The organism is Micromonospora sp. CNZ285 (assembly GCF_004637285.1).
The window spans coordinates 3,636,967-3,658,508 of the sequence record NZ_SPQD01000001.1; the positions used below are offsets into that span (position 1 = coordinate 3,636,967).

The 21,542-nt window shown below is 72.0% G+C and carries 24 protein-coding genes and 1 other RNA gene; 8 read left to right on the forward strand and 17 right to left on the reverse strand.

Annotated elements, in window-relative coordinates; all coding sequences use genetic code 11:
- Positions 1-65: 65 nt before the first annotated feature.
- Both CLT75_RS16295 and CLT75_RS16300 read right to left on the reverse strand, forming a co-directional pair.
- Positions 66-1,022, reverse strand: coding sequence for a threonine/serine dehydratase family protein (locus CLT75_RS16295; protein ID WP_135241408.1), 957 nt, complete (start codon positions 1,020-1,022; stop codon positions 66-68).
- A 126-nt stretch (positions 1,023-1,148) separates the two neighbouring features.
- The gene (locus CLT75_RS16300) at positions 1,149-2,120 is read right to left on the reverse strand and encodes a LuxR C-terminal-related transcriptional regulator (RefSeq protein WP_135241409.1); all 972 of its coding nucleotides are present in this window, start codon (positions 2,118-2,120) and stop codon (positions 1,149-1,151) included.
- Between the two features lie 114 nt (positions 2,121-2,234).
- On the opposite strand from CLT75_RS16300, the gene CLT75_RS16305 reads away from it, so the two are divergent.
- From CLT75_RS16305 to CLT75_RS33315, 3 genes are all read left to right on the forward strand, one after another.
- Entirely contained in the window at positions 2,235-2,564 is a 330-nt protein-coding gene (locus CLT75_RS16305; protein ID WP_135241410.1) for a hypothetical protein, read from the forward strand.
- Complete coding sequence (locus tag CLT75_RS16310) at positions 2,564-2,824, forward strand: hypothetical protein (RefSeq protein WP_135241411.1); 261 nt, start codon at positions 2,564-2,566, stop codon at positions 2,822-2,824. Before CLT75_RS16305 ends, CLT75_RS16310 begins: the two co-directional genes overlap by 1 nt.
- 65 nt (positions 2,825-2,889) lie before the next feature.
- Positions 2,890-4,326 (forward strand): FG-GAP-like repeat-containing protein, encoded by a 1,437-nt coding sequence (locus CLT75_RS33315; protein WP_486485196.1) that lies wholly within the window; start codon positions 2,890-2,892, stop codon positions 4,324-4,326.
- 162 nt (positions 4,327-4,488) lie between these two features.
- On the opposite strand, the gene CLT75_RS16320 is transcribed toward CLT75_RS33315, so the two are convergent.
- Positions 4,489-4,884 (reverse strand): VOC family protein, encoded by a 396-nt coding sequence (locus CLT75_RS16320; RefSeq protein ID WP_135241412.1) that lies wholly within the window; start codon positions 4,882-4,884, stop codon positions 4,489-4,491.
- Between the two features lie 64 nt (positions 4,885-4,948).
- Between CLT75_RS16320 and CLT75_RS16325 the strand changes: the two genes are divergently transcribed.
- Positions 4,949-5,281: a zinc finger domain-containing protein gene (locus tag CLT75_RS16325; RefSeq protein WP_135241413.1), complete on the forward strand. Its 333-nt coding sequence runs from the start codon at positions 4,949-4,951 to the stop codon at positions 5,279-5,281.
- Positions 5,282-5,352: 71 nt separating this feature from the next.
- Here CLT75_RS16325 and CLT75_RS16330 read toward each other — a convergent pair whose 3' ends face one another.
- Positions 5,353-5,679, reverse strand: a complete 327-nt coding sequence (locus CLT75_RS16330; protein ID WP_135241414.1) for a DUF6331 family protein — start codon at positions 5,677-5,679, stop codon at positions 5,353-5,355.
- A gap of 176 nt (positions 5,680-5,855) precedes the next feature.
- On the opposite strand from CLT75_RS16330, the gene CLT75_RS16335 reads away from it, so the two are divergent.
- Complete coding sequence (locus CLT75_RS16335) at positions 5,856-6,200, forward strand: Imm1 family immunity protein (RefSeq protein WP_355508154.1); 345 nt, start codon at positions 5,856-5,858, stop codon at positions 6,198-6,200.
- Positions 6,201-6,227: 27 nt separating this feature from the next.
- On the opposite strand, the gene rnpB is transcribed toward CLT75_RS16335, so the two are convergent.
- Positions 6,228-6,636: RNase P RNA component class A (gene rnpB / locus CLT75_RS16340), an RNA gene on the reverse strand.
- A gap of 124 nt (positions 6,637-6,760) precedes the next feature.
- Between rnpB and CLT75_RS16345 the strand changes: the two genes are divergently transcribed.
- Complete coding sequence (locus CLT75_RS16345; RefSeq protein ID WP_135241416.1) at positions 6,761-7,522, forward strand: sulfite exporter TauE/SafE family protein; 762 nt, start codon at positions 6,761-6,763, stop codon at positions 7,520-7,522.
- A gap of 10 nt (positions 7,523-7,532) precedes the next feature.
- Here CLT75_RS16345 and CLT75_RS16350 read toward each other — a convergent pair whose 3' ends face one another.
- On the reverse strand, positions 7,533-8,756 hold the full coding sequence (locus tag CLT75_RS16350) for an MFS transporter (RefSeq protein WP_135241417.1): 1,224 nt from the start codon (positions 8,754-8,756) through the stop codon (positions 7,533-7,535).
- A 56-nt stretch (positions 8,757-8,812) separates the two neighbouring features.
- Here CLT75_RS16350 and CLT75_RS16355 point away from each other — a divergent pair, with 56 nt between their 5' ends.
- Positions 8,813-9,280, forward strand: a complete 468-nt coding sequence (locus CLT75_RS16355) for a MarR family winged helix-turn-helix transcriptional regulator (protein ID WP_135241418.1) — start codon at positions 8,813-8,815, stop codon at positions 9,278-9,280.
- Between the two features lie 44 nt (positions 9,281-9,324).
- On the opposite strand, the gene mctP is transcribed toward CLT75_RS16355, so the two are convergent.
- The 7 genes from mctP to CLT75_RS16390 form a co-directional block, all read right to left on the reverse strand.
- Positions 9,325-10,980: a monocarboxylate uptake permease MctP gene (gene mctP / locus CLT75_RS16360; protein WP_135241419.1), complete on the reverse strand. Its 1,656-nt coding sequence runs from the start codon at positions 10,978-10,980 to the stop codon at positions 9,325-9,327.
- Positions 10,980-11,222 (reverse strand): DUF3311 domain-containing protein, encoded by a 243-nt coding sequence (locus CLT75_RS16365; protein WP_013475661.1) that lies wholly within the window; start codon positions 11,220-11,222, stop codon positions 10,980-10,982. Before CLT75_RS16365 ends, mctP begins: the two co-directional genes overlap by 1 nt.
- A gap of 127 nt (positions 11,223-11,349) precedes the next feature.
- Entirely contained in the window at positions 11,350-12,498 is a 1,149-nt protein-coding gene (locus CLT75_RS16370; RefSeq protein WP_135241420.1) for a bifunctional RNase H/acid phosphatase, read from the reverse strand.
- Between the two features lie 5 nt (positions 12,499-12,503).
- Positions 12,504-13,241: a CT398-like coiled coil hairpin domain-containing protein gene (locus tag CLT75_RS16375; RefSeq protein WP_135241421.1), complete on the reverse strand. Its 738-nt coding sequence runs from the start codon at positions 13,239-13,241 to the stop codon at positions 12,504-12,506.
- On the reverse strand, positions 13,231-14,088 hold the full coding sequence (locus CLT75_RS16380) for a Nif3-like dinuclear metal center hexameric protein (RefSeq protein WP_120568674.1): 858 nt from the start codon (positions 14,086-14,088) through the stop codon (positions 13,231-13,233). Before CLT75_RS16380 ends, CLT75_RS16375 begins: the two co-directional genes overlap by 11 nt.
- 94 nt (positions 14,089-14,182) lie before the next feature.
- Positions 14,183-14,764, reverse strand: a complete 582-nt coding sequence (locus CLT75_RS16385; protein WP_135241422.1) for a flavoprotein — start codon at positions 14,762-14,764, stop codon at positions 14,183-14,185.
- The gene (locus CLT75_RS16390) at positions 14,761-15,990 is read right to left on the reverse strand and encodes a helix-turn-helix domain-containing protein (protein ID WP_135241423.1); all 1,230 of its coding nucleotides are present in this window, start codon (positions 15,988-15,990) and stop codon (positions 14,761-14,763) included. The genes CLT75_RS16385 and CLT75_RS16390 overlap by 4 nt, the downstream gene beginning before the upstream one ends.
- Positions 15,991-16,224: 234 nt before the next feature.
- Here CLT75_RS16390 and CLT75_RS16395 point away from each other — a divergent pair, with 234 nt between their 5' ends.
- The gene (locus CLT75_RS16395) at positions 16,225-16,896 is read left to right on the forward strand and encodes a bifunctional DNA primase/polymerase (RefSeq protein ID WP_135241424.1); all 672 of its coding nucleotides are present in this window, start codon (positions 16,225-16,227) and stop codon (positions 16,894-16,896) included.
- A gap of 417 nt (positions 16,897-17,313) precedes the next feature.
- On the opposite strand, the gene CLT75_RS16400 is transcribed toward CLT75_RS16395, so the two are convergent.
- The 4 genes from CLT75_RS16400 to CLT75_RS16415 form a co-directional block, all read right to left on the reverse strand.
- Positions 17,314-18,051, reverse strand: coding sequence for an FAD:protein FMN transferase (locus CLT75_RS16400; RefSeq protein WP_135244038.1), 738 nt, complete (start codon positions 18,049-18,051; stop codon positions 17,314-17,316).
- An 83-nt stretch (positions 18,052-18,134) separates the two neighbouring features.
- Positions 18,135-18,731 carry an FMN-binding protein gene (locus tag CLT75_RS16405; protein WP_135241425.1) on the reverse strand — a complete coding sequence of 199 codons (597 nt, stop codon included), beginning with the start codon at positions 18,729-18,731 and terminating at the stop codon, positions 18,135-18,137.
- Between the two features lie 13 nt (positions 18,732-18,744).
- Positions 18,745-20,160 carry a ferric reductase-like transmembrane domain-containing protein gene (locus CLT75_RS16410; RefSeq protein WP_135241426.1) on the reverse strand — a complete coding sequence of 472 codons (1,416 nt, stop codon included), beginning with the start codon at positions 20,158-20,160 and terminating at the stop codon, positions 18,745-18,747.
- Positions 20,157-21,536 (reverse strand): DUF1501 domain-containing protein, encoded by a 1,380-nt coding sequence (locus CLT75_RS16415; RefSeq protein ID WP_486485352.1) that lies wholly within the window; start codon positions 21,534-21,536, stop codon positions 20,157-20,159. Before CLT75_RS16415 ends, CLT75_RS16410 begins: the two co-directional genes overlap by 4 nt.
- Positions 21,537-21,542: the final 6 nt, after the last annotated feature.

Consider the following 21,542-nt stretch of genomic DNA (forward strand, 5'->3'; position numbering starts at 1 on the left):
CGCTCGGGTGGCGCGGAGGTCGCGGGGCGCGGTCACGCGCTTGGCGCGGCGGTCGCGGCGCGGGGTCAGAGGCCGAAGCGGCCGGCCCACGCGGTCACGTCGGCGACTGTGGCGTTGCCGCCGCAGACCACCAGGCCGACCCGGGCGTCGGCGCCCACCCGCTCGACCACACGGCGGGCGGCGGGCAGCAGGCACCCGGCGGCGGGCTCGGCCCACACCTTGGCGTGCTCGGCCAACTCCAGCGTGCCCCGCACCGCCTCGGCGTCGGAGACCACGAGGACGTCGCTGACCAGTGCGGTCACATGGTCGTAGGTGAGCTGCGAGACACTCGGCGCGCTGAGCGTGGTGACGATCGACGACAGCGGCACCTCGACCGGGCCGCCCTTCGCCAGCGCCTGCGACATCGCCTGCGCGCCCTCGGTCTCGACGCCCCAGACGCGTACCCCCGGCCGGCGCGCCCGCAGCGCCGCCGCAACGCCCGAGATCAGCGCGCCCCCGCCGATGCTGACCAGCACGTCGGTCAGCTCACTGGCGTCGTCGGCCAGTTCCAGCCCGACAGTGCCCTGCCCCGCGAGCACGATCGGGTCGTCGAACGGGTGCAGCAGCGTCACGCCCTCGTCCCGCAGCCGGTTCATCAGCGCGAACGCGCCGGCCATGTCCTCGGTCAGCCGCACGTCCGCCCCGGCCGCACGGGCCACCTCGACCGCCCGCGCCGGTGCCGTGCGGGGCATGACCACTGTCGCCGCCACCCCGAGCGCGCCGGCCATCACCGCGACCGCGATGCCGTGGTTGCCGCCGCTGACCGCTACCACCCCGGCCGCCCGCTCCGCGTCGTCGAGCGCGAGCAGCTTCGCCGCCGCACCACGGGCCTTGAACGAGCCGGTACGTTGCAGCAACTCCAGCTTGGCGGTGACCGGTACGCCGAGCAGCTCGGTCAGTCCCGGGCTGGGCAGAGTCGGAGTGTGTACGACGACGTCGGCGATCCGGTCGGCGGCCGCCTGGATGTCCGCAAGCTCGATCACCCCCGCAGCGTCCCACACCGGTCGGACGTGCGCGGGTCCGTGCTGCCGCCCGGGCAGGGCCGCGAACGTCAGCGGCTGTAGGCCCACTTTCGAGCTCCACAGGCACGCCCGGACCGGGGACGGTCGTCAGACCCAGCCGCAACGGCTGGCCTGGACGCCTGCCTGGAAGCGGCTGGAGGCGCCCAGTCGCACGGTGAGCGACGTCATCATGCGCTGCACGCTGCGCACCGAAATGGCCAGCTTGCGCGCGGCCGATTCGTCGGTGTGCCCGGCTGCGAGCAGCCGCATAAGCTCGCGTTCGGGTGTCGTCAGTCCCTCCGCGTCCGGTGTCGCCGTCTCCCCGAAGGGGGTCGCGGTGCGCCAGACCTGCTCGAAGAGCGCGACGAGACCGGCGATGACGCCACGGCTCCGTACCTCCAGCGCCCCCTGCCGGGGGTCGTCAGTGTCGATGGGCACCAGCGCGGTCTCTCGATCCACGACGACCATCCGCATTGGGAGCGTCGGGGTCGTGCGGGACTGGCTGCCCAGGCTCGCCATCCACCGCGCGTGAGCGAGGGTGGCGGGGTCGTTGCGCAGGCTGTCCTGGTAGACGTTGCGAATGTGGACGCCGCGTTCCAGGGCCGTCTGGTTGAGCGGGGCCTCGGCCTTCATCGTGTCCGGGTGCTGCGCACCGCCGGTGCTGAACGACAGGCACTCGGTGCGAGCAGTGCGGGCCAGCTCGCTGAGACGCTCGCGGACGGCGTCGACTCCGTCCAGGACACGGCCCTCCGCCGCCCGGTTGTGGTGGTCGTGCACGGTGGCGACGGCGGCGATCGCCGCCCTGGTCGCCTCCACCTGACGCTGCCGAACGGCCACCTCGGCCTCGACCTTGGCGAGTAGCGCCGACAGTCCGGCCTGCGGCCGTACGGCATGGGCGTGACCGCCATCGGCATCGAGCCTGATCAGCGCGAGCTCGGCGAGGTTGTCCAGCGCCTCACGCACCTCGGCTGCAGTGACCGCCAGATGGCGCGCCAGGCCGGCAACATTCAGATCGGGGTGCTGCAGCATCGCGCGATAGACCGTCTCGTGCTGCGCCGAGAGCCCGAGCAGATCGAACACCGTGCCTCCCCCGAGTAATCCGCGTTCGCATTCTGCCCTACCGAGGGCCGGTCCTGCGACCCCGTTCCACGCTGGCGTGATCCCGCCCGGCGGCCTCGCGCCAGGTCGAAAGTGATGACAACCTCCGAGCTGCTCGCAATGATTTGTTCAACGGCGAGGACAACCCGCCGGGTGCGACTTCCCTCCCAGTATTCCGCTGGCAGCAGCAATCGAAAGGGTATTGCCATGCTTGCATGTACTCATAAAGCTCGGCGCTTTATCATCCTCACCTCGCTAGCACTGGCCACCGCCGCCGCGCTGGCCAGCGGTCACGACGCGGGGACGGCGCTGAGTGAGGGATTCGGCTGGGTCGCCAGCGAGCGGATCGTCATGGCATCCCCCACCTTGAGCGAGGGGTTCGGCTGGGCGCCCGGGCAGTCCACGCAGCCCGAGGGCGGGGTGTGATGGTGGCGGCGCACGTGCGCATCGCAGCGCTCGACGGTGCCTCCACCGTGGACCCCACATGCCTGCGCGACCTCATCTATGCGTACGCCGGGCGGGGAGAGGAAGTCGAGCACATCCGCGTCCGAGCCGGGCCCGGCCGAGCGGACATCCTCGCCTTCCTGGACACCGACGACGCGGAATGGGCAATGAAGGCCCTCCGGATCGTGGTGCACAAAGTGCTCACCGGTTCGTCCGCTCTGCGCGGCTGGCGAATCGTCTGACCATTCCGGTTCATCGAGATTGCTTCTCCAGAATTCGACCCCACTTCTGAAAGAGGGCCACAGGAATGTCTGACCAACGCATCATCCTCAAGACCGGCACCAGGATCGGTGCCACGATCGGCACCTCGCTCGCGACCCTCCGCCGTGCCGTCCGGCGGCCCGCCCGTGCCGCCGCCGTCACCGCGCTCGCCCTAACCGGCGGCGTCGCTCTGATGGCGCCGCCCGCGGGGGCCGCCACCACGCGGGAGCAGATCGTCAGCGTCGCCGCTGGGCAGATCGGCCGCACGGGCTGCAATCCCGGCTACCTGAACAGCTGCGGCATCGAATGGTGTGCGGAGTTCGCCCGCTGGGTCTGGCGGACGTCGGGCGTCTCCGACGTCAGCGGCCTCGACTCCTGGGCGCAGTCGTTCAAGTCCTACGGCCAAGCGCGAGGGCTCTATCACTCCCGGTCGAGCGGGTACACCCCCCAGCCGGGTGACGCCATCGTCTTCGACTGGAACCACAGTTCCAGCGACCCGAAGCCCATCGATCACGTCGCGATCGTCACAAGCGCCAGCAGCACCCAGGTCAACACGATCGGCGGCAACCAGGGCAGCTCCGACAACTACGCGAGCAAGGTCAGCCGGGCCAGCTACTCCCGCACCAATGTCGACATCGACGGGTACATCTCCCCTGCCGGCATCGGCGCCGGGGCGGTGATCGTTGAGAAGGCCGTCGGGCACAGCGTGACCGGTGACTCCTTCCACGACCTGGTGGCGCGCAAGCCCGACGGCACCCTCTGGCTGTTCGCCAACAATTTCGTGCGGGACGACGGCACCCCGTACGTCGCGACGCGGCAGGTCGGCAGCAGCTGGGGCAACTTCAACTACGTGGTGAACGCGGACGTGACCGGCGACGGCTACTCCGACCTGGTGGCGCGCAAGCCCGACGGCACCCTCTGGCTGTTCTCCAACAACATCGAGCGCGACGGCGTGCCGTTCAACGACAACCGGCAGATCGGCAGCGGTTGGGGCAACTTCGACCGGATCATCGGCGCGGACGTGACCGGCGACGGCTTCACCGACCTCGTGGCGCGCAAGCCCGACGGCACCCTCTGGCTCTTCTCCAACAACATCGGACGCGACGGCGTGCCATTCAGCGACAACCGGCAGATCGGCACCAACTGGAGTGGCTTCGACACCCTTGTCGGCGCGGACGTGACCGGCGACGGCTTCACCGACCTCGTGGCGCGCAAGCCCGACGGCACCCTCTGGCTCTTCTCCAACAACATCGGACGCGACGGCGTGCCGTACAGCGACAACCGGCAGATCGGCACCAACTGGAGTGGCTTCGACACCCTTGTCGGCGCGGACGTGACCGGCGACGGCTTCACCGACCTCGTGGCGCGCAAGCCCGACGGCACCCTCTGGCTCTTCTCCAACAACATCGGACGCGACGGCGTGCCGTACAGCGACAACCGGCAGATCGGCACCAACTGGAGTGGCTTCAGCCCCATCATCTGACAGCACGATCCGACACCGCGCCCGGCTCCAGCCGGGCGCGGTGTCCGTCTGTCTGCGCTGTACGTGCCAGAGGCTTGCGTCGTTGTCACCACCCCACCACGGGACGACCGCGTCCCTACGAGCCGGACAGCCTGCCGCTGCACCGAGGCATTCTTGGCGCTGTCACGGTTGCGTGGCGGCCACCTCGGCGTCGCTGCGGAGGATGCAGAACTCGTTGCCCTCTGGGTCGGCGAGCACCACCCAGCCGGTGCCGTCGGGCTCACGCCGGTCGGCCACCACTGCCGCGCCCAGCCTGGTCAGCCGTGCCAGTTCCTCGTCGCGCGTCCCCTCGGCCGGGCGCAGGTCGAGGTGGATGCGGTTCTTGACCTGCTTCGCGTCCGGTACCTCGATGAAGAGCAGGCGGTGCTGCCCGTCCCGCGAGTAGATCATGCACTCCTCGTGGCCCGGCTCGTTCGGGTCGTCCGGGTCCTCGCGGTAGTCGAGGACCGATGCCCACCAGCGGGACAGGGCGTAGGCGTCGGCACAGTCCACGGTGGTGTGGGACACGTAGGAGGTCATCACCGGATCATCGCAAGGTCCGGCCGGAGATGTTCCACCGCGCCGAGGGCGGGTACTCCCGATCATGCGTATCGACATCGACGAGCCGCGGGCCGCAGAACTGTTCTGGGAGGGCATGCGGGAGGTGGCAGCCGGCGCCGCCCGGCATCAGGACGAAGACCTGTACCGGGCGATCGTCAAGATCGGCCGGGGTGCGCTCGCCCAGGGCGGCGAGCTTGTGCCGCAATGCGGCCTGTTCCTCCAGTGCCCGGTCTGTGAAGCGGTGGCGGGTCAACGGTGCATCAACGTACCGAGCCACCCGCTCCGCGACGACCTCCTCCATCCGGAACGTGTCGAGCTGGCCGACCTGGTACTGAGGGGTGAAGCATCGCTTCCCCCGCCGCTGCGGGACGAGTGACCTGGTTCGAGGTCGAACGTCGACGCGCTTCTCACCAGCGATCCCGAGGTCGGCTCGACAGCCTCGACCACTCAGGGCGCGTCGCCAGCCGCCAGTCCCGCGCCGAGCGCGGCCAAGAAGGCCAGCAGCTCACGCCGTGCGGCCTCGTCATGTGTGCGGTGATTCAGGAAGTCCGACGTGATGCAACGGGAGCGGTTCTCGACCACCTCGATCAGCTCGGCCAGCTGAAGCCGAGCCTCGATCACCGCGTCCTGGTCCACCTGACGGCACCAGGCCCCGATCAGGTCGGGGTCGGTGGAGACGGCATCGATCCCGCAGCACCCGAGAACGCACTCGACCTCGCAGAAGGCGATGCACTTACGCAGGGGCGACGGCACATCGACCGATACGTCCGCCATCGCCGACTCCTCCCCGAGCCGCCGCTACGGTGACGACGGGTAGCCGATGTTAGCCCCTGCGCCAGGGCGCGCTCCTCCGAATTCGGCGGCCGCCCGGAGCCATAGCCATGGTCGTCAAGGAGGCTGGGCGGGTGAACGTTTCGTGGAGTGCCACGTCTCTCACGTCAGGGAGGTTCGTGCCGACGGAGCGGTCGGACGTCGCCGGTCTGATCGAGCGGTTCGATGATCTGCGTGCCCAGGGGCGCGGCTACCTCGAAGTGCGGGGCGACGCCGCATTCCCGGTGCTGACGCTCGGGTTCGCGGGGTCCGCGGCGGTCGTCCATCTGATAACGGACGAGGACGCCGCGTCCCTGCTGGCGGCCGATGAGCCCGCGGGCACCGATGCGGAAGTGCTGGTGCTGGACGACCCGGTCGAGTTCACCGCAGACGTCGTTCTCGACCTCGAACGCGCCTGGCAGGTCCTCGAGGAGTTCGTCAGTACGGGCGATGCTCGCCGCGCAGGAGAGTGGCGCGAGTTGTAGCGCCGGTGGCTCTGAGCTGGTGGGCGACGGACGAGTCGACCTGTACGCCGGATTCTGTGCCCGGCACGCCCGTAGGCGCACCGGCGGCGGCCATCCATCTCGGCCTGCCGTTGCCGGCAGGCTCCAGCGGCCTACCCGCAGACATCGGGCGGGCAGCCCTCAAGCGTCTGCGCGGGTCGTCATCTTGCGGTGACGGCCCTTTCTTGGCCTTGCTCCGGGTGGGGTTTACCGAGCCACCCCGGTCACCCGGGGTGCTGGTGGGCTCTTACCCCACCGTTTCACCCTTACCGTCCCGTGACGGGCCGGCGGTCTGTTTTCTGTGGCACTGTCCCGCGGGTCACCCCGGGTTGCCGTTAGCAACCACCCTGCCCTGTGGAGTCCGGACGTTCCTCGGCGACGGGCCGGAGCCCGTCGACGCGACCGCCCGGTCGACTCGTCCGTCGCACCCTCATCCTAACGACGCACCCGCCGCGCCCATTTCCACCCCGGTCCGCCATGGTGCGCACGCCCGCCCGGCCACTACCCGGCCCGGGATCCGGACCGACTAGCCTCGGGGGACCATGGATCTCTCCGACGCCGCGCTCCTGCTCGCCGCCGGTCTCGCCGCAGGCACTGTCAACGCGGTAGCCGGTGGGGGCTCCCTGATCACGTTCCCGGCGATGATCGCCACCGGCCTGCCGCCGGTGGCGGCGAACGTCTCCAACTCGGTGTCGGTCTTCCCCGGGTACGTGGCGAGCGTGGCGGGCAGCCGGGTGGACCTGCCGCGCGGGCGGGAGCTGTGGTCGCTGCTGCCCACCGCGGTACTCGGCACGATCGCCGGGTGCGCGCTACTGCTGGCGACTCCGGCGCGCGCGTTCGAGCTGGTGGTGCCGTTTCTCGTGCTGGGCGCTACCGCCGTACTCGCGTTCCAAGGCCCGCTGCGCCGGTTGGTCGGCCATCCGGAACGGTTGGGCGCGCGCCGCCGTACCGTCACGGTGCAGACCATGGTCGCGCTCGGCACGGTGTACGGCGGCTACTTCGGCGCGGCCCTCGGGGTGATGCTGGTGGCAGGGTTGGCGCTGGTGCTCGACGCGACGCTGGCCCGGGTGTCGGCGGTGAAGAACCTGCTCTCGGCGGTGGTGGGGCTGACCACGCTGGTGGTGTTCGCCCTGTTCGGCCCGGTGAACTGGGCAGCCGTCGCGGTGGTCGCGCCGGCCACCCTGTTCGGCGGGTACGCGGGTGCGCGGCTGGCCCGCCGGCTTCCGCAGGTGGTGTTGAAGACCGTCATCGTGGTGTTCGGCACCACCATCGGTCTCTACCTGCTGTCGCGCGCGCTGAACTGACGACGAGCGGTCAGTACGCCTCCCCCACCGGCTCCTCCGGGGCGTGCTCGGCGCGGCGGGCCGCCCGGTTCCAGATGACCCGTTCGCCGTAGCCGGCCGCCATCAGGTGACCGAACGCGAGGTACGCGAGCACGCCGGCGGCGAGCACCCCGAAGCCGACCCAGAACGGCAGCGCGAGGCTGTGCTCGGCCAGCTTGCCGGAGATGATCGGCGCGGGCGCGGCGGCGCCCCAGCGGACCAGGTTGAACGCGCCGGTGGCGACGCGCCGGTCGGCGGAGCCGAGCCCGAGCGCCAGGTCGGTCAGGTTGGCGTTGGCGAGGCCCATGAACAGGCCGGCGACGACGAGGACGACGAGCGACATGGCGGTGCCGGTGGAGGTGGCGAACAGGACCATGCAGACCAGCAGGCCGAGCAGGGCGACGCCGACGGTCTGCACCGCGCCGATGCGGTGGGCCAGCCGGTGCCCGATCAGCAGGATGCCGGCGGCCAGGCCGAGGCCCCAGCCGGTGAACGCGAGGCCCAGCGGGATGACGTCGAGGCGCAGGAACAGCGGCGTGTAGCCGAGCACGACGAAGAAGACGAAGTTGTACGCGGCGGTGACCACGCACAGCGTCACGAACGCGGGTTTGCGGTAGGTGGCGAAGATCTGGCCGAGGCGTACCGGCTGTTGCTTGTTCGCCGGTTCGCGCAGCTTGCGGGCGGCGACGCCGAGCGCCAGCACCATGAACACGCCGCAGACGAAGAACGGCAGCCGCCAGCTGACCTCGCCGAGCAGGCCGCCGATCAGCGGGCCGACCGCGAAGCCGAGCCCGAGGGCGGTCTCGAACAGGCCGACCACCCATTCCCTGTCGTTCGCCAGGTTGACCAGGACCACCATGGCGGTGGCGAAGAACATCGCGTTGCCGAGGCCCCAGACGCCGCGCAGCACGGAGAGCTGCACGATGTCGTTGCTGAACGAGGCGAGGATGGCGGCCAGGCCGACCACGGAGACGCCGGTGACGAGCACCGGCTTGAAACCGAACCGCCCGCTGGCGAGCGTCGCCGGGATCATGCCGACGGCCATGACCGCGATGTACGCGGTGAAGAGCAGCTCGACCTGCCAGGCGGTGACGCCGATGGCCTCGCCGATGGCGGGCAGGATCGGGTCGACCACGGCGATGCCGGCGATGGCGAGGAACGCCACGAGCGTGGTGGCGTAGATGGCACTGCGGTTGGGCTCGGATCGGCGATCCACTCCGCAACCTCCCAGATAGCTGTATCGTACAGGTATTTTTCTTGTATCATACAGCTATGAGCGAGGACGTCCACGACGCCGAGATGACCCTCGGCCGGATCGAAACCGAGGTCGCGCTGCTGATGCGCCTGGGTGAGGCCACCCGCCGCGGCACCGGCACGATGGAGCACCGGCTGCTGGACCGCGCCGCGTACGTGATCCTGCGGCACCTCGACGCGGCCGGCCCGCAGAACGTGTCGGCGCTCGCCGCGCGGCTGAACCTGGACGGCTCGACCGTCACGCGGCAGGTCTCCGCGCTCCAGCGCGACGGGCTGATCTCACGTACCCCCGACCCGGCCGACGGACGCGGCACGGTGATCTCCGCGACGGCGGCCGGGCTCCAGCGGATGGCCGCCGTCCGGGCGGCCCGCACCCGGCTGTACGGCGACATCCTCGCCGCCTGGCCCGAGGCGGACCGGGAGACGCTGGCGGACATGTTGCACCGCCTCAACGAGGCGCTCGACGCACGCAACCGCCGCCGCTGAGGCGCGTCGCGGGCCCCCGCCCGACGGACGAGGGCCCGCCCCGGTTACGCCACCGGCTCGCGCGCGGAGTCCGCGTCGCGGTCGGCACCGGGCGTGACGCGCGGGTCGCCCTCGTCGGCGAAGTAGTCGTCCGGCGTGGTGCCGTCCGGGCCGTCGGCCACCTTCGCGGCGCGCAGCACCAGCGTGACCAGCGCGGCCACCACCAGGTTCACCAGCACCGCCACGATGCCCACGTAGATGGTCTTCGGCGTGTCGAAGCCGAACTTCTCCAGCGGGAACGCCGAGCCGGCGAAGTGCTTCTTCCCGGTCGCCGGGTTGCCGATCTGGTAGAGCATCCACATCCCCAGACCCATGCCGGCCGCCCAGCCGGCGATCAGCGCGCCCCTGTGGAACCAGCGGGTGTAGAGGCCCAGCGCCACCGCCGGCAGCGTCTGCAGGATGATCACGCCGCCGATGAGCTGCAGGTCGATGGAGAACTGCGGGTCGAGGAAGACGATGCAGGCCACCGCGCCGACCTTCACCACCAGCGAGGTGATCTTCGAGACGTTCGCCTCCTGCGCCGGGCTGGCGTCCCGCTTCAGGTACTCCTTGTAGATGTTGCGGGTGAACAGGTTCGCCGCCGCGATCGACATGATCGCCGCGGGGACCAGCGCGCCGATGCCGATGGCCGCGTACGCCACCCCGGCGAACCAGTCCGGGAACTGCTGGTCGAACAGCAGCGGCACCACGGTGTTGCCGTCCGTCGTGCCCCCCTTCGCGCCGGGCAGCGGCTTCACGTTCGCCGCGATGGCCATGTAGCCGAGCAGCGCGATCAGCCCCAGCAGCAGGCTGTACGCGGGCAACGCGGACATGTTCCGCTTGATCACGTCGCGGTTCCGGCTCGCCAGCACGCCGGTGATGCTGTGCGGGTAGAGGAACAGCGCCAGCGCCGAACCGAACGCCAGCGTCACGTACTGGATCTGGTTGTTCTGGTTGAGCAGGATGCCGTCGCCGGGCGCGGGTGACGCCTGGAACTTCGCGTCGGCCGCGTCGAAGATGGCGCCCCAGCCGCCGAGCTTGTACGGCAGCCAGATCACCGCGACCAGGATCACGATGTAGATCAGCGAGTCCTTGACGAACGCGATCAGCGCCGGCGCGCGCAGCCCCGACTGGTACGTGTACGCGGCCAGGATCGCGAACGCGATGATGATCGGCAGGTGCCGGGCCAGCGCGCTGTCCCCGGTGACGCCCATGGTCTTGAGCACCGCCTCGATGCCGACCAGTTGCAGCGCGATGTACGGCATGGTGGCGACGATGCCGGTGATCGCGACCAGCAGCGCCAGGATCGGCGAGCCGAACCGGTTGCGGACGAAGTCGGCCGGGGTGACGAACCCGTGCCGGTGCGAGACCGACCAGAGCCGGCACAGCACCAGGAACACCAGCGGATAGATGACGATCGTGTACGGCACCGCGAAGAAGCCCGCCGCACCGGCCCCGAAGATCAGCGCCGGCACCGCGACGAACGTGTACGCGGTGTAGAGGTCACCACCGACCAGGAACCAGGTGATCCAGCCGCCGAAGCTGCGCCCGCCCAGTCCCCACTCGTCCAGGTGGGCCATGTCCTTTGGTCTGCGCCACCGGGCGGCCACGAAACCCATGGCGCTGACCAGCAGGAACAGCAGCGTGAAGACGATGATCTCGGTGAGGTGGTCCCGCCACATCAGTGGTCACCCCGCTTCTTGGTCATCTGGTAGACCAGCGTGGTGGTGCCGACGCCGAGCAGGATCCAGGCCAGTTGCAGCCAGTAGAAGCGCGGGAAGCCGAACAGCCGGGGCGAGTCGGCGTTGAACAGTGCCGGGATCAGCGGCACCACGATCGGGATGAAGAGCAACCAGTTCCAGGGACTCTTGTCCTTCGCCCTGGATCGCGCCGTGTCGAGCGCCTCCGGTTCCGGTGCGGACATGTGACACCCCTCCGGGCATTCGTAGCGGGCCATGTGACGGCCGGAGGCTACGACCCTGTGACAGGGGTCACGTCCGATCGGGTGATGTCGATGCGCCGAACGGCCGCCGGCATGCGCCGAGCGGCCGTCAGACGTCCGTGAGGTGGGAGGTGTCGTTCACCGAGCGGACCGCGACGCCGCCGTCCGGGTACAGGTCCAGCACCGAGATACCGGCCGTGTCCAGGTAGAGCCGGTGCAGGAACGCATCGCCGGCGGCGAGCGCGTCGCGCAGCACCAGCTTGATCGGCGAGACGTGGGAGACCACCACGACCGTCTCCCCCGGGTACGCCGACCGCAGCCGGTCGACGGCCCGCCCGGTCCGCTCGGCCACAGTCACGAACGACTCGCCCCGGGGCGGAGCGACCCGGGTGGAGGCGAGCCAGGCGTCCAGCTCGGCCGCCCAGCCCTCGCGTACCTCGGCGAACGTGTGCCCCTCCCAGACGCCGAAGTCGCACTCGATCAGGTCGTCGTCGGTGCGTACCGGCGGGTTGCCGACCTGCGCGGCGACCGCCTCGGCGGTGGCCGTACACCTCGACAGCGGGGAGCTGACCACTGCCGCGACGGACGGGGCCAGCGCGGCCACCCGGGCGGCGGTGGCCCGGGCCTGGGCCCGGCCGCGCTCGGTGAGCGGCACGTCGCCCCGGCCGGAGTAGCGCTTCTGCACGGTGCGTTCGGTCTCGCCGTGCCGCACCAGGATCAGCCGGGTGGCCTCCTCGGTCGGGCGCGGCTCCCAGGAGGCGGGCGTGGTGGCCGGGTCGGTGCCGGTGGCGCGCACGACCGCCGCCTCCCGCACGTCGGCCGTCGGGGTGCCCGGCGCGACGCCCGCCGCGGCGGCGTCCATGGCCGCGTTGGCGAGCGCGTCGGCGTGCCGGTTGCGCTCGCGGGGCACCCAGGTGAACCGTACGGCGGCGAAGCGGCTGACCAGCCCGGCCGCCTGGGCGGCGAGCGGCCGCAGCCCGGGGTGCTTGATCTGCCAGCGGCCGCACATCTGCTCGACCACCAGCTTGGAGTCCATCCGCGCCTCGACCTCGGCCGCGCCCAGCTCGGCGGCGGCCTCCAGCCCGGCGATCAGGCCCCGGTACTCGGCCACGTTGTTCGTCGCGGTACCGATCGACTCGGACCGCTCGGCCAGCACCTCACCGGTCTCCGGATCCCGGACCACCGCGCCGTAACCGGCCGGGCCGGGGTTGCCCCGGGAGCCGCCGTCGGCCTCGATCACGACCGCGCGCACCGCCACGGCGGTTACAGCCCCGACTCGTTGGTCCGGACCATGATCCGCCGGCACTCCTCGCAGCGCACCACGTCGTCCGGGTCGGCCTTGCGGATCCGGGCCAGGTCGGCGCCGGACAGCTCCAGCCGGCAGCCGCCGCAGCGGCCACCGGTCAGCAGCGCGGCACCCAGGCCGGTGTCCTCACGGATCTTGTCGTAGAGGCCGACCAGGTCCGACGGGAGATCACCGGCGAGCGGCTGGCGGGAGGTGCGCTTGAACTCCTCCTCCTTGGCGATCTCCGCCATGGTGTCGTCGCGGCGCTGCTCGGTCGCGGCGCGGCGCTCACGGGCCTCCGCGAGCCGGCTCTCGATGCCGTCGAGCACGCCCTGCGCGGTCTCCCGCTGCTCCATCAGCTCCAGCTCGGCGTCCTCCAGGTCGCTCTGCCGGCGGTTCAGCGAGACCAGCTCGTGCTGGATCGCCTCCAGCTCGCGGGCCGGGCCGCTGCCCGAAGCCAGCCGGGCCTCGTCCTTGCTCTTACGCGCCCGCACCTGGTCGACGTCCTTCTCGATCCGGGCGATGTCCCGATCCAGGTCGTCGACTGCCACCTGGGCGCGGACCCGCTCGTCCTCCAGCGCGGACAGCTCACGCGCCAGGGCCTCCAGCTCGGCACGCTCCGGCAGGGTGCGGCGGCGGTGCGCGAGCTGGGCCAGCGCGGTGTCGATCGCCTGGAGGTCGAGCAGGCGGCGCTGCACCTTCGGGTCAGCCTTCACGTCGGGGCTCCTTGTCGTCCGGCCGGGGCGCGGCGGCGTGCACGGTCCACGGGTCGGTGTCCAGGTCGGACACCACGGTCTCGACGTCCAGCTCGGCGGCCAGGTAGGCGGCCAGGTCGTCCAGCCAGGGTCGCTCCGTCGCCCAGTGGGCGGCGTCCAGCAGCGCCGGGCCACCGGCGGCGAGGTGTTCCCCGGCCGGGTGGTGGCGCAGGTCCGCGGTGAGGAACGCGTCCACCCCGGCCGCGGTCGCCTCGGCGAGGAAGCCGTCCCCCGAGCCGCCGCTGACGGCGAGGGTACGAACCATACGCCCGGGATCCCCGGCGGCGCGAACTCCCCAGGCGGTGACCGGGAGCACGGCGGCGGCCAGCCGGGTCAGCTCGGCGAGCGTCATCGGGGTGGGCAGCTCACCGATGCGGCCGATGCCCCGGCCGGGCCCGGCGGCGGGCGAGCCGGGGCGGGGCGGGTGCAGCGGGCGCAGCCCGGTCAGCCCGAACCGGGCGGCGAGCGCGTCGGACACGCCGGGATCGGCCACGTCGGCGTTCGTGTGCGCCACGTGCAGGGCGACGTCCGCCTTGATCAACCGGTGCACGATCCGGCCCTTGTACGTGGTGGCGGCCACCGAGGAGACGCCGCGCAGCAGCAGCGGATGGTGCGCGACGATCATGTCCGCGCCGGCGTCGAGCGCCTCGTCCACGGTCTCCGGGACCACGTCCACCACGCAGGCGACCCGGCGTACCGGGTGGTCGGGCTCGCCCAGCACCAGGCCGACCCGGTCCCACTCCTCGGCCCAGGCGGGCGGATAACGGCGGTCCAGCGCGGCCACCACGTCGGCGACGGTTGTACTCACGGGCGGCCAGCTTACCGGCGTCCGGGCCGGTACACGCCGACCGCCGCCGGGCGCGGCCCCCGGCGTCCGCCGAGGGCCGTACCCATCGCGCCTCTCAGCCGACCGGGGCGACCGGCCGGTCCGCGCCGCGCAGGGCGGCCAGGCCGGCGTCCCAGGGGAAGGCGTCCGCGCGCCGGTCCCCCGTGCCGGGCGGGTGCAGGCGTACGACGTGGTCGCCGAACACCACCCGGACGCCCCACTGCCCGAGCCGGTCGAGGCTGGCCCGGAACGCCGGGTGCGCGGCCATCGCCTCGTTCGTGTACGGGACGGCAGCGATCGGCACCCCCATCCCCTGCGCCTCGACCAGCAGCCCGAGCGCCAGGGTGTCGGTGATGCCGACCGCCCACTTGTTGATCGTGTTGACGGTGGCCGGGCACACCAGCATGGCGTCGGCCGGGGGCAGCACGTCCGGGTCACCCGGGTTCTTGTAGTGCGTACGCACCGGGTGGCCGGTCTGCCGGGCCAGCTCCGCCCGGTCGACGAACTTCGCGCCGTCCGGCGTGGTGACCACGCAGACCGTCCAGCCCTCCCGCTGGGCGAGGTCGACCAGCCGGCCGACGTGACGGGCCAGCGGCGAACCGCAGGCGATGACGTAGAGCACCCGCCGGTGCCCGTTGGCGGTCTCCGGACCGCTCATACTCCGACTCCCATGTGCTCAGCCAACTCCGCGATCGGCGGAGGCGGCGCACCACGTGTGCGACGGAGAATCTCGGACATCAACTCGTGGGCTATCGGCCGGCACCGGATCTCCGACGGCGCGAGCCGGTCACCGCGCAGCAGCATGTCCCCGGCGTTGGCGACGTCACCGATCTGGGAGTAGCCCCGGGCCAGGTCGAGCAGGTGGTGCGCACGCCGCTCCGGCAGCAGCGCGTTGAACGCGGGCTCGGCCAGCCGCATGTGGGTCTCCACCGCCCGGCCGCCGTCGCCCAGTTCGACCGCCGCCGCCGCGCGGTGCAGCTCCAGGTTGGTCGGACCGAACGAGGTCCAGTAGTGGTTGTGGTCGCCGCCGAGCATGGTGGCCGCCTCACCGGCGCCCGCGAGCAGGTCGTCCACTGTCGCCGAGTCACCGATCCGGGCGGCCGCCATCGCGCCCTGGAGCAGCAGCATCCCGTACACCGAGAGCCGTTCCGGCCGGACGTCGTTGTCGCCGCCGGGCGCGAGCCGGCCCGCGATGCGGACGTTGAGCTCCAGCGCCGGGCGGGGGCGGCCCATCGCGACGAGCGCGTTGCAGACGCGCGTGGTGGCGATGCCGGCCAGCAGCGGGTCGTCGGCGCGCTGGGCCACCGCCATCGACCGGTCGGCGGCGAGCCAGGCGAGGTCGCACTCGCCGAGCTTGCGCAGCACCGAGGAGGCGATCTGGTAGACCTGCCCGAGCAGGTGGGCGGCCTCGCGTACCTGGTCGCCGGCGGCGTAGCCGGCGTCCGCCGCCTGGGCGTCGCGCAGCAGCTTGGGCAGGGCGCGGGTGAGCATGCCGTAGCGGCCGTACTGGTAGGTGAGCCAGGCGTGGTTCACGGCCTTGCGCATGTCGGCCAGCGGCGGGGGGTAGGGCGCCGCGTCGAAGTAGGCGCTCATCGAGTCGTACCGCTCCAGGGCGGTGCGGATCTCCTCCACCTCGACCTGGTCGATGCAGTTGAGCGCGTCGGTACGCCGTTCCGGATCCTTGCCGTGCAGCAACTGCACGTCGATCTGGAGGATGTCGGCGATCTCGTAGAGCACGGAGAACTTGTCCAGCCGGCGGACGCCGCGCTCCACCTTGTCCACCCAGCTCTTGGACTTGCCGAGCCGGTCGGCGAAGACCTGCTGGGACATCTTGCGGCGGCTCCGCCAGTACGCCACCCGCCGGCCTATGGGCAGTTCGTCCATTCCCGCTCCCTCCCCCTCACGGCGCCGGCCGGTCCCCCCACGTCCCTCAGGCTCGCGCCGATCGCACAGGTTGTGCGTCCACCGTCCAGCCAGTTCTCGTAGTTTTCGTGCAAGTTGCACCGACCGTTAGTCACCTCAACGAGCGTGGGTTACGGCAGTGACGGCTCTCGACGTGTGGCTTGTGGACGGTTCGGGCTTGTGGACGGTTCGGCGGGACCAGAGGGGACGACAGACATGTGGAGGAACGTCCGACCGCGCGTCGCTCACCTCTCGCCGCTGGAACGGGTCCGGCTGCGGCGCGTCGCGGTGCGGTACGCGCTGCACGGCTGGCCGGTCACCCCCGGCGCCTGCCTGGCGAACAGCCGGTTCGTGTGCGGCCGGGCCGGCTGTCCCACTGTGGGCTGCCACCCGGCGCTGGAGGACTGGGAACACGCCGCCAGCGCCGACCCGGCCCGGGTGGCCACCTGGTGGCGCAGCCGCCCGCACGGCATCCTGCTGCCCACCGGCCACGCCTTCGACGTCCTGGAGGTCGCCGCCCACCTGGGCCGGCAGGTCCTGGACGCGGTCGCCACCCATCCGGCCGGGTTCGGCGTACGCGGGCCCGCGCTGGTCACCCCGACCGGCCGCTGGATGTTCCTGGTACGCCCCGGCGACCCGCTGCGGCCCGAGCTGGAGCACTGCTTCCACGTGGTACGCCACGGACCCGGCTCGTGGGTCCCGGCGCCGCCGACCCGGCTGCCCGAGGGGACGGTGCGCTGGGTGGTCGCGCCCGAGCAGGCCCGGTGGCAGCTACCCGACTCGTACCTGGTGCAGAACGCGCTGATCGCCGCGTTACGCGCGGCAGGCGTCACGTTCGGCGCGGAACTGCTGCCCGGCCATCTCCCGCTGCCCCGCCGCGGCCGCTGACGTCATCTCCTGATCATGGTCGGTCCGGTGACCCGGACGGGTGGCCGACAGCGACCTCACCGGCACCGGAGTCGTTGAACCTGGCGAGGGCGCGTGCGCGCCAGAGCGGGGGTTTGACCATGTCCAGGGACGACGCTGCCCGCCACACCGGCGGTACCGAGCCGGCGCGGCCCCGCCGCCGCCTGCACCCGTGGGCCTTCACGCGCCCCTTGGGCGTCCGCCCCGGCCGTCCTCGCCCCACCGGTTCCCGCCCCGCCATCCTCCACCGCCCCCTCCGCTGACCCACTCCTGCCTCCCCTCTCCCTCGTCGCCCGCGCCCCCGCCCACCGCCGGTTGATCAAGGACTTTGTGTCCCCCCAGCACGCCCCGAAGGACACAAACCCCTTGATCACCGCACAGAGGCGGGCCGGGCGGGGATCAGGTGGGGAGGACGGGCAGAGTGGGCAGGGTGCGGGAGTGATGCTGGTGGGCTTCGTCCGTTACCACGGCGTGCTGCCAGGGGGACGGTAGGCGGTCCAGCCACGCCAGGCCCGGTTCGCCCATCGCCACCGCGGCTGTCGCGTACGCATCCGCTACGCCCAGATCCGGGCCGACCACAGTCACCGAGCGCAAACCCGTCGCCGGTACGCCCCGGCGCGGGTCCAGCACGTGGTGGCCGCGCTCGTACACGCCCGAGGTGGCGACTGCCAGGTCGGTGCCGGTCAGCACCAGACAGATCGCCGCCACGTCCCACGGATGCCGCACCCCGATCCGCCACGGCTCGCCGGCCGCGTCGTGGCCGCGTACCCGCACGTCGCCGCCCGCGTTCACACAGTGGTTCGGCGCGCCCGCGGCGACCAGCCGGTCCGAGGCGACCTGCGCCGCCCAGCCCTTCACGTAACCGGACGGATCGAGGCGCCCGGTCGCGTACGCGTCGAAGAACCCGTCGGTGGCGGTCCACAGGTCGGCGCAGGCGGCCAGCACGGCCCGCAGGTCGGCGGAGGCGTCCGCGGCCCGCAGTTCGCCCCGGTCCAGCCGGCACACCTCACTGTCGTCGCGGTACGTGCTGAACCGCGCGTCCACCTCGCGCAGCCAGCCGAACGTGTCCTCGGCCAGCTCGTGCAGCGTGGACGCGGGCAGGTCGTCGGCCAGGTCGAGGCTGATCGCCGTACCCATGACGTGTTCGACCCGGCGCAGGCCGCGCCGGGCGGACGGACCGGGACCGACGACGGCGGCGGCACCGGCACGAACCGGCACGGTCACGCCTTGTCCAGCGCGGCCTGCAACGACTGCTTGTACGCGGTGCTGGTGTAGGTGGCCCCGGACACGGTGCTCAGGTTGGCGCTCTGCCGGGCCACCACCTCGCCGGAGGTGCCGCTGTAGCGGGCCTGCACGTCGTCGCTGCGCTGCCCGGACTGCCCGCCCAGCGGCAGTCCGATCGCGGTGGCGTCGACGATCCGGCTGCCGCTGAGCGTGATCCGGACCTGGAGCGAGCCGTACTCGTAGGTGACCGACGGCCCGGTCACCGTGCGGGTGGTGACCTTCGGCGCGCTGGTGGTGGTCCGGGGCGCGGCCGGCGTGGTGCGGGTGCGGGTGCCGCCGCGGCTGGCCGCGCTGCGGTCGGCGGACGGCTTCGGGGTGGGCTTCGACGAGGCGCGCGGCGACGGGGTGACGTCGCCGGGCGCGGAGCCGGTGGGCGACGGCGGTTCGGGCGCGGCCGAGCCGTCGGGGGCGACCGGGGCCAGCGCGGCCGGTACGTCCGCTCCGGCCTGCCCGGCGCCCGGCGCGCCCTTGAGCACCACCAGTGCGGTGGTGCCGGCGGCCAGTCCGGTGATCGCGAGCATCGCGCGACGCATGGCGGTGCCTCTCCTACAGCTCGAACGCGGTCAGGTGGATCTGGCGGCGGGGCACGCCCGCCGCCCGCAGCGCGGCGACCGCCTCGTCGACCAGGCCGCCGGGGCCGCACAGGTAGACGTCGCGGCGGGTCAGGTCGGGCACGAGCCGGCGCAGGCCCTCGGGGTTCATCACCTGGCGGGGGCCGGGGTCGTCGCGGCGGCCGACGACGTACCAGACGGAGGTCTGGCGGGCCTGCGCGAGCCAGTCCAGCTCCTGGTGCAGCAGCACGTCGGCGGGGGTACGCGCCCGGTAGATCAGCGCCGCGCCGGGCGGCAGCTCCTCCAGCATCGCCCGCAGCGGCGCGATGCCGCTGCCCCCGGCGATGAGCAGCGCCCGTTCCCGGGTGCGGTGCGCGGCGGTGAACGTGCCGGAGGGGCCCTGCGCCCAGACCCGGGTGCCGGGCGTGAGGTCGCGCAGTTCGGCGGTGTACCCGCCGACGACCTTGACGGTGATCCGCAGCCACCTGTCGTTGGCGGCGGCGGAGACGGAGAACGGGTGCGACTGCCACCAGCAGCCGGGGTTGAGGAAGCGCCAGCGGAAGAACTGCCCGCCGAGCAGGTCGATCTGGTTGAGCCGCTGCCCGGTCAGGTAGACCGAGACGGTGTCCGGGCTCTCCGCCACCACGTCGGCGACGCGGAGCCGGTGCCGCAGGTTGAACACCAGCGGCGCGAGCATCCGGCCCCACACCAGCGCGGCCACGACCAGCAGGTACGCGGCGATCCAGCCGGTCCGTACCGGGCCGGGTTCGTAGAGCTGCGCGCCGTTGCTGAACTGGTGCGCGTACCCGAGCAGCAGCGTGAGGTAGCTGGCGGCGTGCAGCAGGTGCCACAGCTCGTACGGCAGGCGGCGCCGCACGGCGCGTACCGCGGTGAACGCGACGGCGACCAGGATGCCCGCGGCGAGGAACGCGGTGACCATGTCCTCGTAGTTGGTCAGCAGCGCGCCGACCTCACCGAGCACCGTCTTGCGTTCCTGCCGGGAGTAGCCGACCACCAGCAGCGACATGTGCGCGAGCACCGCCACCAGCAGCGTCGCGCCGAGGTCACGGTGCACCCGGGAGATCCGCTCACCGCCGAGCGCGCGTTCCAGCACGCCGAGCCGGCTCATCATCAGCACCTGCACCAGCAGCAGGTAGCCGGCGATCAGCCCGGTGATCCGGCCGCCCGCGGTGAGCAGGTCGGCGGTGTCGGCGAGCGATCCGGACGGGGTGTCCAGCCACCACGGTCCGACCGCGGCGACCAGGCCCAGCCAGAAGACCACCGCGAGCGCACGCCGGCCGCCGGGTCCGCGGCGCGGACGACCCGGGGGTACGGGGGCAGCCGGACGGCCGCCGTACGGGGCGGGATGCCCGGTACGACGGCCGGCGGCGCGGATGTCCTGGTACGTCACGCGTAGATCTTGACCGGGGTGAACTTCTGCCGGGGGAAGACCTTGTCCACCTGGGCGGTGGTCAGGCCGAAGCGGCCCTGCGCGACCGATCCGTAGACGTTGAACATGTTGTTGTATTCCGGCACGTCGCCGCTGTCCAGCTTGTCCAGCCCGTTCCAGGTGCCGAGCAGCGAACCGGCCAGCTTGCGGCCGGACAGCACGGTGACCACGCCGCCGTGCCCGTGGTCGGTGCCGCCGCCGTTGGAGCCGACCCGGCGGCCGAACTCGCTGGACACCATGATGGTCACGTCCGCCGCCCGGTCGCCCAGGTCGGTGAAGAACGCGGCCATCGCGCCTGCGAGTTCGTTGAGCCGCCGCCAGAGCTGGCCGCCCTCGCGGGTGCCCTGGTTCTCGTGGGTGTCGTAGCCGCCCATGCCCACCGTCGCCACCCGCACGTTCGCGCCGCCCTTGATGAGCTGGGCGAGCTGCTTGAACGCGTTCCCGACGCCCTGGTACTCGACGCCTTCGGCGGCGGAGTACGGCTTGGCGGCGAGCTTCTGGGCGGTGGCGAGCGCGCCCATGCCCTCGATCACCGCCTCCTCGACCGGGTGGTTGATGCCGGTGAACAGGCCGCGGATCGCCTTCTCGGTGGCCGCGCGGAACTTGTCGTCGCCGTTGAGCCGCAGGTCGCCGACGCTGTTGAGGGAGATCGCGCCGTTCACGCCGACGAGCGAGCGGGGCAGCGTGCTGCCGATGCCGACGCTGCGGAACGCGGTGCCCTTGCCGAGCGAGTCGACCAGGCTGTCCAGCCAGCCCCGGCCGCCGGTCTCGCCGGGCAGGCCGCCCAGGTTGCAGGCGTCGGCGGCCTGGAAATGGCTGCGGGACAGCCGCGGGTCGGACACGGCCGGCACGAAGCCGAGCTGCCCGGCCTTGAGCCACTTCTCCAGCGGCGCGAACGCGCTGGTCAGCTTGAAGCCGCGGGCCAGCGCCAGCGAGTCGTCACCGAGCAGCAGGTCGGGGCGCGCCTTGGCGAGCACCGGGTCGTCGGCCGGTGCGACAAGGCTCAGCCCGTCGAGCCCGCCGTAGAGGAAGACGTGGATCAGCGTGCCGGTCTTGGTCGCGGCGAACGACGCCGAGGTGGTGACGAACTGTGCCGTCGCGAGCGCGGTCGCGGTCGCGGCGGCGCCGGCGCCGGCGACGAAGGTACGCCGGGTGACGCCCCGGCCGTCCTGCTGCGCCTCCTCGATCTCCTCCAGCCGGCGGTACCGGTCGGTCTCGGCCGCGTTCTCGGCCGCGACGATGTCCGCCTCCGCGCGCAGCAGCGCCTCGGCCGGGTTGTCGGCCAGCCGCCGCAGGTCGGGGCATTCGGGGTGCAGGGGGTACGGGTTCACGGTCATCTCCAT

What these genes read in the sequence shown, in the direction of transcription:
- CLT75_RS16345 (WP_135241416.1), top strand. Translation starts at nt 6,761, where the DNA reads ATGGATCTCTCCGACGCCGCGCTCCTGCTCGCCGCCGGTCTCGCCGCA.
- CLT75_RS16400 (WP_135244038.1), bottom strand. Translation starts at nt 18,051, where the DNA reads ATGGGTACGGCGATCAGCCTCGACCTGGCCGACGACCTGCCCGCGTCC.
- CLT75_RS16325 (WP_135241413.1), top strand. Translation starts at nt 4,949, where the DNA reads ATGCGTATCGACATCGACGAGCCGCGGGCCGCAGAACTGTTCTGGGAG.
- CLT75_RS16365 (WP_013475661.1), bottom strand. Translation starts at nt 11,222, where the DNA reads ATGTCCGCACCGGAACCGGAGGCGCTCGACACGGCGCGATCCAGGGCG.
- CLT75_RS16395 (WP_135241424.1), top strand. Translation starts at nt 16,225, where the DNA reads ATGTGGAGGAACGTCCGACCGCGCGTCGCTCACCTCTCGCCGCTGGAA.
- CLT75_RS16320 (WP_135241412.1), bottom strand. Translation starts at nt 4,884, where the DNA reads ATGACCTCCTACGTGTCCCACACCACCGTGGACTGTGCCGACGCCTAC.
- CLT75_RS33315 (WP_486485196.1), top strand. Translation starts at nt 2,890, where the DNA reads ATGTCTGACCAACGCATCATCCTCAAGACCGGCACCAGGATCGGTGCC.
- mctP (WP_135241419.1), bottom strand. Translation starts at nt 10,980, where the DNA reads ATGTGGCGGGACCACCTCACCGAGATCATCGTCTTCACGCTGCTGTTC.
- CLT75_RS16355 (WP_135241418.1), top strand. Translation starts at nt 8,813, where the DNA reads ATGAGCGAGGACGTCCACGACGCCGAGATGACCCTCGGCCGGATCGAA.
- CLT75_RS16330 (WP_135241414.1), bottom strand. Translation starts at nt 5,679, where the DNA reads ATGGCGGACGTATCGGTCGATGTGCCGTCGCCCCTGCGTAAGTGCATC.
- CLT75_RS16390 (WP_135241423.1), bottom strand. Translation starts at nt 15,990, where the DNA reads ATGGACGAACTGCCCATAGGCCGGCGGGTGGCGTACTGGCGGAGCCGC.
- CLT75_RS16385 (WP_135241422.1), bottom strand. Translation starts at nt 14,764, where the DNA reads ATGAGCGGTCCGGAGACCGCCAACGGGCACCGGCGGGTGCTCTACGTC.
- CLT75_RS16415 (WP_486485352.1), bottom strand. Translation starts at nt 21,536, where the DNA reads ATGACCGTGAACCCGTACCCCCTGCACCCCGAATGCCCCGACCTGCGG.
- CLT75_RS16310 (WP_135241411.1), top strand. Translation starts at nt 2,564, where the DNA reads ATGGTGGCGGCGCACGTGCGCATCGCAGCGCTCGACGGTGCCTCCACC.
- CLT75_RS16405 (WP_135241425.1), bottom strand. Translation starts at nt 18,731, where the DNA reads ATGCGTCGCGCGATGCTCGCGATCACCGGACTGGCCGCCGGCACCACC.
- CLT75_RS16305 (WP_135241410.1), top strand. Translation starts at nt 2,235, where the DNA reads ATGACAACCTCCGAGCTGCTCGCAATGATTTGTTCAACGGCGAGGACA.